This window comes from Rhizobium sp. SRI_017, from assembly GCF_057586295.1.
The window spans coordinates 118,227-129,722 of sequence record NZ_JBYCZP010000016.1 but is presented as its reverse complement, the minus strand read 5'-3'; the positions used below and the strand labels follow the sequence as shown (position 1 = coordinate 129,722).

Here is an 11,496-nt window from a genome sequence, read left to right as displayed (position 1 = left end):
GGCTATTTCGTCTTCTGGAAGAACTCCTCGCCGAATTCCTGGCGGATGTAATCGTCTTCGGGCGCCGTCAGCGCAGCGGCGGCTGCGATCACGGATGGTGGAACTTCGAGCTTCTTCGTCACATGGATCTGCTCGGTCAGAAGCGCATAGTTTTCGTGGCGCGCGACCCCGATATGGGCCTCGATCCGGTCGATCATCCCGCGCGGATCCGTCTTCATGTCGCCATAGGGCAGGCAGAGCATGTTCTCCGCGCCGAAATGGCGACGCCAGAGGCTGATACCGTGGCTGTAGCTGCCGCGATTGGTTTTGCCAGTCATCTCGAGCAACAGGTCCATCCACTCCTTCTCATCCTGCGGGACATCGTTGCGGGTCGAGCGTGCCGCCCACATCCGAAGCTGGGAGAGAAGCCTGTCGACCGGCCGCCGCACTATGAGGATGAGCTTTATCGGTCCAAGCAACTCCCGGGCATAGCGGACATATGTCTCGTCGATCTCGAGATAGGCCGGGGTGATATCGCCCTTTTTGACGCCTTCGGCCACCGGCCAGGAATAAGCAGCCGTGTACCAATCGAGATTGGCCAGCGGGAAAGATTTGATGTGGTCCAGATAGCGGATGTAGTCCAGGTCGGCTTGGTCGTCCTTGGCCTTTTCCCGTTTGATCGCCCGCTTCGCGAGATTGATCTGGCGCTGCCGGAGCTCCGCCCTGGGATCGTCAAGGCGATCGAAGAAGTGCAACTCGTTGATCGGCGGCATAAAGATTTGCGGATGTTCGTGCAGCACGCTGTTGAGCCAGCTCGTGCCTGCTTTTTGCGCGCCGATACAGAGAAAATCCGGGAGGCCCAAACCTGTTTTCCTTTGCCGTTGTCAGATGTCTGCCAAACGATAGCATTCTGTCGCGGTTGCTTCCAACCCCGCCTTGCCATTAGTTGGTCAGAACCCGGTTTGAAAGACAGGGGCGCCAAAAATCATGCGCATGGTGACGCACCGCGACGCGGGTTGCCTGCAGCTCTACAGCCCTCCCCGCACGCGGGCGGCGCCCGGTGAGCTTTCTTGCCCGTATCGGCCAGACCCTGTAGAGAGGGACCGAAGACGAGGCCCGGCGCAGCAGCATGACCAATCGCATCACCATTCTCGGATCGACAGGATCGATCGGCGTCAGTACGCTGGATGTTATAGAGCAGCTCGGCGAAGACTACGCGGTCGATGCGCTGACGGGCCATGGCAATATCGCGCTGCTGGCACAGCAGGCGCGGGATGCGCGGGCCCGGCTGGCTGTCACGGCCGATGAATCCCTCTATCTGGACCTCAAGGAGGCACTCGCTGGAAGCGGCATTGCTGTTGCGGCCGGCAAGTCCGGACTTGCGGAGGCGGCCGAGGGCTATTCGAGCTGGGTGATGGCGGCGATCGTCGGCACGGCTGGGCTTGCCCCGACGCTTGCCGCGGCGCGGCGCGGCGCAAATATCGCGCTCGCCAACAAGGAATGCCTGGTTTCGGCCGGCGATCTCTTTATCCGGGCCGTTGCCAATGGTGGCGGACGGCTGTTGCCTGTCGACAGCGAGCACAATGCGATCTTCCAGGTGCTCGAAGAGGGACAGCGGCATGCGCTGGAGCGAATCATTCTGACCGCTTCCGGTGGCCCGTTTCGGACATGGACGCGCGAGGCGATGGCCAATGTCACGGCGGCGACAGCGCGGGCGCATCCCAACTGGTCCATGGGTCTCAAGATCTCGATCGATTCCGCCTCGATGTTCAACAAGGCACTGGAGATGATCGAGGCGCGGCATCTGTTCCGCGTCCGACCCGACCAGATTGAGGTCATCGTGCATCCGCAATCGGTGATCCATTCGATGGTCGGCTACAAGGATGGTTCGGTCCTGGCGCAGATGGGCTGCCCCGATATGCGCACCGCGATCGGTTATGCGCTGAGCTATCCGTCACGTCCGTCCCTCGATGTCCAACGGCTCGATTTCACCAAACTCTCGCGCATCGATTTCGAAGCGCCGGACGAGGAGCGCTTCCCGGCGCTCCGGCTGGCGCGGCGCGCGATGGAGGCGGGCGGCCTGCAGGGCGCGGTGCTCAATGCCGCCAAGGAAGTGGCGCTGGAGGCCTTCATCGACGGCCGCATCGGCTTCCTGGAGATGGCCGCGATCACCGAAGAGGTGATGGACCGGATGGCGGACTTGCCTGCGGCTTCGTCCATGGACGACGTCTATGCCGCCGATGCTGAGGCGCGTCAGCGCTCGTCGGCGCTCGTCTCCAAGAGTGCCGCGGCCTGACGCCGACCGCCTTCTTCTCAAGCGTCGTCGCGCGCATTCCACCAGTGAAAGAAGGGCGGGAGCGCGCCGATGGCGATGCCTGCGATGGAGAAGAGCATGAGCAGAATATAGCTCTCCGAATCGCCCGAAATGACCGTTGTCTGCAACATTCCCGATGAAAGCGCCCCCGTTCCGCCGACGATGATGGCAAGCACGAGGCTCGCCGAAGGTGCGCGTTTCCATCGTGCATAGCGCAGGATGATGCCGATGACGATTGCCGGCAGCAGTATCAGCACAGCGCCGGCACCGATGAAGAGCTGCATCCAGACCTCGTCCGAGGACTTGAAGAGAAATCCCTCGTAGACGAAGGCGATGAAGATCGCCGCGATGATCAAAAGGCCGATGGCGGCCGGCAACAAGCAGACGACTGCGAGAAGGATGCGCAGTACGACGGGCGCATTGCTCTGGTTCTTAATCGTGGTCGGTTCCGTCATGGCCGGGGCTCCGTCGGGACGGTAAGACTTTCGGGTTTGTTCATCGCCCAGTGCAGGAAGGGCGGCAGTGCCACAAGCAGCAGCAGGACGATGCAGCAGCCTTGCAGGAAGACCACCTCGATACTGTCAGGCGACGTGTTGGTGTCCGAGAAGATCAGATAGGTTGCGATGATGAAGGCGGTGCTCAGAACCGAAAGAGCGAGGCTTGCAAGCGGTGCCCTCCGCCAGCGCAGGAGGCGCAGCATGACGCCGATGATTATGATGCCTGCTGCAATGGCGCCCGTGGCGCAGACCCCAAAAAGCCAGTTGATGGCGCCGTCTATGCCATGGAAACCGCGGGGGTCGCCGGCCCAGTCTTCGACCACTGCCCAATAGACGATCGCTCCGGGCAGCGCGAACACGAGCGCTACGATGCCCAGCACGACCAGCACGACGATCTTTGCGCCGGTCCCGACCTTGTCTTCATTCACAGCCATGCCTTGTCCCCCGGTCCGCCAGCATAGTGGCGTGCTGCCAAGTGTGCAGCAGAATTATTGCTCCAACGCGGGGGCGTGCCGGCTTATTCGGGAAAGACGCGCCCGAAGGCGCGCCCTGTCGTCGGGATGAAACTCAGACGGCTCGAACCGGGTCGAGCGTGATCTTGTAGAGTTCCTTGTCGTCGCGGTTGAGAAGCCGCACGGTCAACTGCTCGGACGCGCCATCGATGTCGACGAGGCCGAAGAACTGCAGGCCGGCCGAGGGCGGCAGGTTCTGGCCTTGCTCCTTGGTCGGGGCGGCGACGAACTTCACTTCCGGGCCGAAGGTCATGTCCATGTCGTTCGGGCCGAAGGTGCCAGCATGGATCGGGCCGGAGACGAATTCCCAGAAGGGATCGAAGTCCTGGAACTGGGCCTTGTCGGGGTTGTAGTAGTGCGCGGCGGTATAGTGCACGTCGGCGGTCAGCCAGACCGTGTTCTTGATGCCCGAAGTCTTGATGAACCGGAGCAGGTCGGCGATTTCGAGCTCGCGGCCGCTGGCCGGACCCTGATCGCCGTTGGCGATGGCTTCTGCGCCCTTCTTTTCCTTGAAATTGTCCCAGACGATGATGCCGATCGGCATGTCGCAGGCCAGGATCTTCCAGGTGGCGCGCGAATTGGCGAGTTCCCGCTTGAGCCAGCGGAGCTGTTCGGCGCCGATGATGCGCGAGGTGTCGTCGAGCACGGTTTCCGTGGAATCGCCGTTCGGGCCGCGATAGGAGCGGAGGTCGATGAAGAACACGTCCATCATCGGGCCATAGGAGATCTTGCGGTAGATGCGGCCAGGCTCGGCCGGCGTGTAGCGGATCGGCGTCATTTCGTGGAAGGCGCGGGCGGCGCGGGCCGAGAGCAGCGCGACCGACTTTTCGGTATAGCGGTCATCGGCCATCAGGTTTTTGGAGGCAGACCAGTTGTTGGTGACCTCGTGGTCGTCCCACTGGAAGAAGGTCGGACAGACGGCGTTGAGCGCGCGGACATGCTCGTCCATCATGTTGTATTTCCACTGGCCGCGATATTCGGCGAGCGTTTCGGCGACCTTGCGCTTCTCGTCGATCACGACCTTGTTGACCCACTTGGTACCGTCGGGCAGCTCGACGCTGTCCTTCAAGGGGCCGTCGGCATAGATGGTGTCGCCGGAATGCAGAAAGAAGTCCGGCTGGTGCCCGGCGATCGTGCCGTAGCACTTCATGCCGACCTCATCGATGCCCCAGCCCTGGCCCGCCGTGTCGCCCGACCAGGCGAAGCGAATGTTGCGGCGGGAGGCAGGACCGGTGCGGAAGCGGCCGGTGACCGGCTGCGACATGACATTGATGTCGGAGAGGTCGGCGGCGGTGAAGCGGTAGAAGATGTCCTGGTCTGCCGGCAGGTTTTCGACCAGGCGCTTGACGGCGAAATCGCTCTCGGGAAGGGCGTCCATCGGCGAAAGACGGATCGGGTCCTTGAAGCTCTCGGCGGTCGAGACTTCCATGAAGATGCGCGACGGGCGGTCGACGCGCGTCCAGATCATGCCGGAGGAGGCATCGACATCGCCGGACTGTACGCCGTGGGTGAAGGCCGGCGCATTGGCGGCGCGGGCGTAGAAGGGCACGGCAAGGCCTGAGGTGGCCGCGAGGAGGCCAGTGGCAGCCGTGCCTTTCAGCAGGCCGCGGCGGGAAAATGTGGTGGTGATCCTGGACATGAATCTCTCCTTGATTCCGCGAGCGAGGTTCGCTCGCGGGCGGTACCAAACAGCCGTTTTATGTCAGGGGGGTTATGCTGGCGTGACGTTTCGATGATGCTTCGGTGACGGGTCAGCGATGTCGGAATGCCCAGCGCGACCGCCATGCCGATAGGACCAGGCCGAAGAGATTCCCTGCCCGGCCGTTAGGCGAGCCGTTCAAACAGGGTCACGGCGCTTCCGTGATAATCGGCCACGGTGACCTCATTGAAGCCGAGCTTCGTTGCGACGCGGCGCGAGGCTTCATTTGCGGGATCGATGATGCAGGTCATGCGGCGGCCGGGAAATGCGTTGTCCGCCCAGCCGACGAGTGCCTGCATCGCTTCGAAGCCATAGCCGCGGCCATGCGCCGAGGGCGTGAGACCCCAGCCGGCTTCGAGAGTTCCCTCGATCGACGGCGTTATCTCCCGCCGCATGTCGTGGAAGCCAGCCTCGCCGATGAAGCGCCCCGTCTCCCGCTCTTCGATGGCGAGAAAGCCGAAACCCATATGTTGCCAGTGACCCGGATGCCGGAGAAAGCGCGACCAGGACGCCTCGCGCGTGAAAGGCGTGCCGGTGATGAAGCGCACGACATCAGGGTCGGCCCACATGGCTACATAGGCATCGAAATCAGCAAGTGCATGGGCTCGGATGATAAGGCGGGGCGTCTCGATAACTGGAATCATGCGGGTGTGTGGCGACCCTCAGGCCGCCAGACCTTTCTTCTTCAGCATTGCCTCGGGGCTCGGCAGCTTGCCGCGGAAAGCCTTGTATGCATCCTCGGGATCGACCGAGCCTCCGACCGAATAGATGTTTTCCTTCAAGCGGTTTGCTGTTTCGGCGTTGAAGGCATTGCCGGTTTCCATGAAGGCCTCGAACGCGTCCGCATCGAGCACTTCCGACCACATGTAGGAATAGTAGCCGGCCGAATAACCGTCGCCCGAGAAGACGTGGGAGAAATGCGGCGTACGGTGGCGCATGACGATCGACGATGGCATGCCGATCTCGGCCAGCACTTCCGCTGTCAGCACCATCGGGTCACCGCCAGGCGGCCGTGTGTGGAAGGCCATGTCGACGAGCGCGGACGAGGTGAACTCCACCGTGTTGAAGCCGGCATTGAAGGTGCGGGCGGCAAGAACCTTTTCCAGGAGCTCTTCGGGCATCGGCGCGCCGGTCTCGTAATGCAGGGCATACTCCTTGAGGATTTCAGGCACTGTAAGCCAATGCTCATAGAGCTGCGAGGGCAGTTCGACGAAGTCGCGCGACACGCCGGTACCGGCGACCGATGGATAGGTGACATCGGACAGCATGCCGTGCAGGCCATGGCCGAATTCATGGAACAGCGTGCGGGCATCGTCGATCGAGAGCAGCGCCGGCTTGCCTTCGGCGGGTTTGGCGAAGTTGCAGACATTGTAGATGATCGGGATCTCGCCCTTCGCGCCGTTCTTGAGCGGCAGCTTGTGCTGGCTCTGGAAAGAGCTCATCCAGGCGCCGGAGCGCTTCGATGGCCGGGCGAAATAATCGCCCATGAAGAGCGCGATCAGATCGTCTTTCGCGTCGAGGATTTCATAGACCCGGACATCGGGATGATAACCGGCGACGTCCGTGCGGCGCACCGCCTTGATGGAGAAGAGCCTGCCCGCGACATCAAAGCAGGCATCGATGATCTTTTCGAGCTGGAGATAGGGCTTCAGCTCGCTTTCCGAGAAATTGTACGTGCTGGCGCGCAGCTTCTCGGCATAGTGCCGCCAGTCCCAGGGCTGGACGCCATGGTTCTTGCCTTCGCCGGCGATGACGCGGGCGAGATCGGCCTCCTCTTCCAGCGCTCGCAGGCGGGCCTTCTCCCAGACCTGCATCAGGAGCCCGTTCACATTCTCGGCGGTCTTGGCCATGGTGTTGTCGAGCTTCAGCGCTGCATAATGCGGATAGCCGAGCAGCGAGGCTTTCTCCGCGCGGAGCGCAACCGTTTCGGCGATGATTTCCCTGTTATCCGTCGGACCGGGATTTTCGCCGCGGGCGATCCAGGCATTGAAAGCCTGCTCGCGAAGATCGCGACGGTCCGAGAAGGTCAGGAACGGCTCGATGATCGAGCGCGAGAGCGTGACGGCATATTTGCCGGTCTCGCCGCGAGCGGTGGCGGCACCTGCCATGGCATCGCGCAGAAAGTCGGGCAGGCCGGCGAGTTCTTCCTCGGTCGAAAGCAGCAGGAACCAGTTCTTCTCGTCGGCCAGGATGTTCTGGCCGAAATTGGTGCCGAGGCTCGAAAGCTTCTCGTTGATCGCTGCAAGGCGCTGCTGCTGATCCTTTGGCAGTTTGGCGCCGGACTTGACGAAGCCCTTCCAGTGGCGTTCGAGAACGCGCTTCTCCTCGGTGGTCAGGCCGAGGCTCTCACGGGCCTCCCACAGCGTATCGATGCGTTTGAAGAGTGGCTCATTCTGACCGATCCTTGAATAATGCCGCGACATGACCGGCGAGATCTCGCGTTCGAGATGCTGGATCGTGTCGTTGGTGTCGGAGCCGGCCTTGTTCCAGAACAGCGAGGAAACGCGGGAAAGTTCGTCGCCGGCGATTTCGAGCGCGGTGATCGTGTTGGCGAAAGTCGGCGCCTCGGGATTGTTGGCGATCTCTTCGATTTCAGCATTGTGCGCGGCCAGCGCGTGGTCGAAAGCGGCCTTGAAATCCTCGTCGTGGACGGCTGCAAAACGGGGCAGGCCATGCGGTCCGTCCCAGGTGAAGATGGCCGGATTGATTTGGGTCTCGGTCATGGGATCTCCTTTGGCGGCCCTGGTCATCAGGATTGGGGGAATCAGAATTCTCGATCGCAATATAGGGAGCGCGCGCTGCAAAGCACACCCGCTGGGCGATTTTCGGCGCAATCACCTCTCGCCCGTCAGGTAGGCCTGGATGGTGGCGCCGATGTCTCGAATGATCCGCTCGCGTGAAAGCCCGACGACCGGCGCAAACTTCATGACATAGCGACCGAAGGCGAGCCCGATGAGCTGGCTTGCGACCAGACCCGCGCGATTGCGCGCATCCGCGGGGTCGCCAATGCTGGTCAGCATCGGCAGTACCTGTCCGGAAAAAACCTCCTGTATCTTCTGGGCGGCAAAGTCGTTCGACGACGCCGAGCGGATCATGACGACCAGCCCCGGCACGGCATTCTCGCCTTCCCAGATGTTGAGGAAATGCGTGACAAGCGCCTCGCCGATCCTGTCCCGATCGATATCGGCCGGGTTGGGCAGCCGGAGATCGAACTCGGCGATACGGCCAAAGAGTTCTTCCTTGCTGTGGAAATAGCGGATCACCATGGCCGGATCAATCGAGGCCGCGGCGGCAATGTCCCGGATCGTGGTCCGTTCATAGCCCTCCTTGGCAAAGATCTGGCGTGCCGCCTCGAGGATGGTCGATCGGGTGCGATCCGACTTGGTCTGCTTCTTTGTTTCAGCCATGCGACATGAATGCCAACGCTTGTTGACAAATGCAAGTGGCCGTAATAAATATCAACACACGTTGACAAACTGGAGTGAAGTTCATGCTTCCTGAACAGACCGGAATCCTCATCGTCGGTGCGGGTCCCACCGGCCTTGCCCTTGCCATCACTTTGCAGCAGGCAGGCGTCGACTACCTTCTGATCGACAAGCTGGCCGCGGGTCTCAACACCTCCCGGGCTGCGGTTATCCACGCGCACACACTGGAGATGCTCGAGCCGCTGGGGGTCGTTGAAGACCTGGAGCAGCGTGGCCGCCAGCTTCAGCATTTCTCAGTGCGCGACGGCGATCGCGCGCTGCTCCGCCTGACATTCGACAAGCTGCCGACGCGCTTCAACCACATCCTGATGATACCGCAGCAGGAAACCGAGGCCGTTCTCGCCGATCGGCTCGCCAGCCTTGGCGGCCGCGTCCATCGGGGCGTCTCGGCTCTCTCGGTGCGGGAGGCGGCAGCAGGCTACGAAGCGCGGCTCGAAAGCGCTGATGGCGAGCACCTGGTTCGCGCCGACTATGTCGTCGCCGGCGATGGAATGCACAGCGTTGTACGCGACAGCGCCGGCATCGGCTTCGAGGGCGACAGCTATGCCGATTCCTTCGTGCTTGCCGACGTGACGATGAACTGGCAGACCGACCGCGACGAGGTCGCCTTCTATCTCTCGCCGGAAGGGCCGGTCGTGGTGGCACCTCTGCCGCATGGCCACTTCCGCGTGGTCGCGACAGTCGAGAATGCCCCCGAGAAGCCGGATGCCGCGCTGATCGAGAGGATCATGAACACGCGCGGCCCGAAGAGCCAGAGGATCCGCGTCGGCGAGGTGTTCTGGAGTTCGCGGTTCCGGCTACATCACCGCGTTGCCTCCGCCTATCGCCAGGGCAACGTCTTCCTGATGGGCGACGCCGCGCATGTGCATAGCCCAGCCGGTGGCCAGGGCATGAATACCGGCCTTGTCGATGCTGTGATCCTCGGGCGGCTGCTGGTCGGCGTGTTGAAGCAGGGCCGGCCGGCCAGCGATCTCGATCAGTACGAGACCCTTCGTCGTCCGGCGGCCCAGAAGGTCCTGGCGCTCGCGGACCGACTGACGAAGGTGGCGCTTGTTCACGGCTTCTGGGGCAAGCTGCTGCGTTCCGCGATTTTCGGCGTGCTGAACCTGTCCACAGCGTTCAAGCGCAAAGTCCAGCTGAGTCTTTCGGGCCTCGATCGCCGTGAATATGTCGAGCTTCCAAGGTGACTGGGCGGAAGAATCCGGCGCCGTCGGCTTGCACTTTTGCGTCAGATATAATAAGGCATCCTTATTATCAAGGATACCTATTTCATGCCTCTCAAGACCGATCCGGATTCTCTCGGTTTTCTGCTGAACGACACCTCCCGGCTCATGCGCCAGAGTTTCGAGCGCCGCATTGCCGGTATTGGCCTGCAGATCACGCCCGGCGAAGCGCGCGCCCTCATCTATGTCGCTGCCAATGAAGGCGCGCGCCAGAGCGTGATCGCCGATCGCATGGGCGTCGAACCGATGACTGTCTGCGGCTATATCGACCGGCTGGAGAAGATCGGATTGGTGAGCCGCCAGCCTGATCCATCCGACCGGCGGGCGAAGAACTTGCGTACCACCGAGGCCGCCGACGCGATGATCACGACCATCCGCGCCGAAGCGAAGATCGTCGTCGAGCAGGCGCAAGCCGGGCTTGATGCTGCGACGCGTTCGACGCTGACTTTGGCTCTCAAGCAGGTGCGTGGCAATCTTCTCGATATCACAGGAGAGAAGGTGGAGATCCAGCCACTTTCGCCTGTCGCCAAGGTGCAGGCATGACGGCTGGCCGGATGAGTGAAACGCGCACCAGCATTATCGGTGCATTCCTCGTTGCCCTCGGGCCTATCTCGATGGCGCTCTACACGCCAGCCATGCCCGAACTTGTGCATGCCTTCCTCACCAGCGAGGCGATGATCAAGCTCACGTTGTCGCTCTATTTCGGCGGCTTTGCCGTAGCACAGCTGGTTTCCGGCACACTGTCCGATGCCTTCGGGCGCCGGCCGGTGACCATCGGCTTTATGGCGATCTACTTGATCGGCAGCCTGCTTTCGGCGTTTGCGCCAACGGTGGAAGTGTTGATAGTAGGCCGCCTTGTCCAAGGTATCGGGGCCTCTGCCGGCATGACGGTCGCCCGCGCCATCGTGCGCGACCAGTTCACCGGCAATCAGTCGGCCTCGATCATGAACCTCATGGGCATGATGCTAGCGGTCGGCCCGGGGCTGTCGCCAACGATCGGCAGCATTGCTCTCGGAGTCTTCGGCTGGCAGTCGATCTTCTTCATCATGGTGGCGTTTTCGATTGCCGCCTGCATCATGGTCGTCTTCGCCATGGAAGAGACCACCGTGCCCGACCGTACCAAGGCGCGACCCGGCCCGATTCTGGCCGGTTATGCGGAGATCCTCACCGACCTGCGCTTCGTGTCGGGCAGCCTGGTCATCGGCGGCGCCATCGGCATTCTCTACACGCTTGCCTCGGTGCTGCCCTTCGTCCTGATCGACCGGGTCGGCCTGACACCCCTTCAGTATGGTATTGGCATGCTGATGCAGTCTGGCAGCTATTTTGTCGGCTCGATCGTCGTCCGCTCGCTGCTCAAGCGCACGGCTGCGATCAACATGATGCTGCCGGGGCTGGTGCTGATCGCCGCCGGCAGCGGAGCATTGGTCGCATCCGTCCATTTCCTGTCGCTCAGCTTCCTGTCGGTGATGCTGCCGGTCGGCCTGTGCGCCTTCGGCATTGCCTTCGTCACGCCTTACATGATGACGGCGGCGGTAACGCCTTTCCCGCATATCGCCGGTTCGGCTGCAGCGATGATGGGCTTTGCCCAAATGGCGTCCGGATTGGTGGGCGGCATGATCTGTGCCGCAATCGGCGCGCCGGTCTTCGCCCTGCAGATCGTCATTCCGGCTTTCGGCCTGATCGCCATCGTCAGCTACGTGGTCTATCTCGCCGCCATCCGCGCCAATCCTTTCTCGGAACTGGCAACCCCGGCTCGTGTCGAAGTCGGAGCCGAACCGGCGGAATAG

Annotated in this window: 11 protein-coding genes; 4 read left to right on the top strand and 7 right to left on the bottom strand. The window is 62.1% G+C overall.

All coding sequences use genetic code 11. The features are described from left to right. Nucleotides 1-2: 2 nt before the first annotated feature. Nucleotides 3-842, bottom strand: coding sequence for a sulfotransferase (locus AC2YI2_RS27640; protein WP_487389748.1), 840 nt, complete (start codon nt 840-842; stop codon nt 3-5). 266 nt (nt 843-1,108) lie between these two features. On the opposite strand from AC2YI2_RS27640, the gene dxr reads away from it, so the two are divergent. Beyond that, nucleotides 1,109-2,275: a 1-deoxy-D-xylulose-5-phosphate reductoisomerase gene (dxr, locus tag AC2YI2_RS27635; RefSeq protein ID WP_487389747.1), complete on the top strand. Its 1,167-nt coding sequence runs from the start codon at nt 1,109-1,111 to the stop codon at nt 2,273-2,275. Nucleotides 2,276-2,292: 17 nt separating this feature from the next. Here the strand turns inward: dxr and AC2YI2_RS27630 are convergent, their stop codons facing one another. From AC2YI2_RS27630 to AC2YI2_RS27605, 6 genes are all read right to left on the bottom strand, one after another. Next, on the bottom strand, nt 2,293-2,748 hold the full coding sequence (locus AC2YI2_RS27630) for an Asp23/Gls24 family envelope stress response protein (protein WP_487389746.1): 456 nt from the start codon (nt 2,746-2,748) through the stop codon (nt 2,293-2,295). Next, nucleotides 2,745-3,224 (bottom strand): hypothetical protein, encoded by a 480-nt coding sequence (locus AC2YI2_RS27625; protein WP_487389745.1) that lies wholly within the window; start codon nt 3,222-3,224, stop codon nt 2,745-2,747. The genes AC2YI2_RS27630 and AC2YI2_RS27625 overlap by 4 nt, the downstream gene beginning before the upstream one ends. Before the next feature lie 133 nt (nt 3,225-3,357). Then, nucleotides 3,358-4,941 (bottom strand): alkaline phosphatase D family protein, encoded by a 1,584-nt coding sequence (locus tag AC2YI2_RS27620; protein ID WP_487389744.1) that lies wholly within the window; start codon nt 4,939-4,941, stop codon nt 3,358-3,360. A 185-nt stretch (nt 4,942-5,126) separates the two neighbouring features. Next, complete coding sequence (locus AC2YI2_RS27615; protein ID WP_487389743.1) at nt 5,127-5,645, bottom strand: GNAT family N-acetyltransferase; 519 nt, start codon at nt 5,643-5,645, stop codon at nt 5,127-5,129. 18 nt (nt 5,646-5,663) lie between these two features. Then, entirely contained in the window at nt 5,664-7,724 is a 2,061-nt protein-coding gene (locus AC2YI2_RS27610; protein ID WP_487389742.1) for a M3 family metallopeptidase, read from the bottom strand. A gap of 111 nt (nt 7,725-7,835) precedes the next feature. Beyond that, nucleotides 7,836-8,408 (bottom strand): TetR/AcrR family transcriptional regulator, encoded by a 573-nt coding sequence (locus tag AC2YI2_RS27605; protein WP_487389741.1) that lies wholly within the window; start codon nt 8,406-8,408, stop codon nt 7,836-7,838. Nucleotides 8,409-8,491: 83 nt separating this feature from the next. On the opposite strand from AC2YI2_RS27605, the gene AC2YI2_RS27600 reads away from it, so the two are divergent. The 3 genes from AC2YI2_RS27600 (at nt 8,492) to AC2YI2_RS27590 (ending at nt 11,496) form a co-directional block, all read left to right on the top strand. Next, nucleotides 8,492-9,673: an FAD-dependent oxidoreductase gene (locus tag AC2YI2_RS27600; protein ID WP_487389740.1), complete on the top strand. Its 1,182-nt coding sequence runs from the start codon at nt 8,492-8,494 to the stop codon at nt 9,671-9,673. Nucleotides 9,674-9,757: 84 nt separating this feature from the next. After that, nucleotides 9,758-10,252 carry a MarR family winged helix-turn-helix transcriptional regulator gene (locus AC2YI2_RS27595; protein ID WP_487389739.1) on the top strand — a complete coding sequence of 165 codons (495 nt, stop codon included), beginning with the start codon at nt 9,758-9,760 and terminating at the stop codon, nt 10,250-10,252. 11 nt (nt 10,253-10,263) lie between these two features. Next, nucleotides 10,264-11,496 (top strand): multidrug effflux MFS transporter, encoded by a 1,233-nt coding sequence (locus tag AC2YI2_RS27590; RefSeq protein ID WP_487389738.1) that lies wholly within the window; start codon nt 10,264-10,266, stop codon nt 11,494-11,496.

Bases quoted from the DNA above. Each gene is read 5' to 3' on its own strand.
- AC2YI2_RS27630 (WP_487389746.1), bottom strand. From the start codon at position 2,748: ATGACGGAACCGACCACGATTAAGAACCAGAGCAATGCGCCCGTCGTA.
- AC2YI2_RS27615 (WP_487389743.1), bottom strand. From the start codon at position 5,645: ATGATTCCAGTTATCGAGACGCCCCGCCTTATCATCCGAGCCCATGCA.
- dxr (WP_487389747.1), top strand. From the start codon at position 1,109: ATGACCAATCGCATCACCATTCTCGGATCGACAGGATCGATCGGCGTC.
- AC2YI2_RS27590 (WP_487389738.1), top strand. From the start codon at position 10,264: ATGAGTGAAACGCGCACCAGCATTATCGGTGCATTCCTCGTTGCCCTC.
- AC2YI2_RS27595 (WP_487389739.1), top strand. From the start codon at position 9,758: ATGCCTCTCAAGACCGATCCGGATTCTCTCGGTTTTCTGCTGAACGAC.
- AC2YI2_RS27610 (WP_487389742.1), bottom strand. From the start codon at position 7,724: ATGACCGAGACCCAAATCAATCCGGCCATCTTCACCTGGGACGGACCG.
- AC2YI2_RS27605 (WP_487389741.1), bottom strand. From the start codon at position 8,408: ATGGCTGAAACAAAGAAGCAGACCAAGTCGGATCGCACCCGATCGACC.
- AC2YI2_RS27625 (WP_487389745.1), bottom strand. From the start codon at position 3,224: ATGGCTGTGAATGAAGACAAGGTCGGGACCGGCGCAAAGATCGTCGTG.
- AC2YI2_RS27620 (WP_487389744.1), bottom strand. From the start codon at position 4,941: ATGTCCAGGATCACCACCACATTTTCCCGCCGCGGCCTGCTGAAAGGC.
- AC2YI2_RS27600 (WP_487389740.1), top strand. From the start codon at position 8,492: ATGCTTCCTGAACAGACCGGAATCCTCATCGTCGGTGCGGGTCCCACC.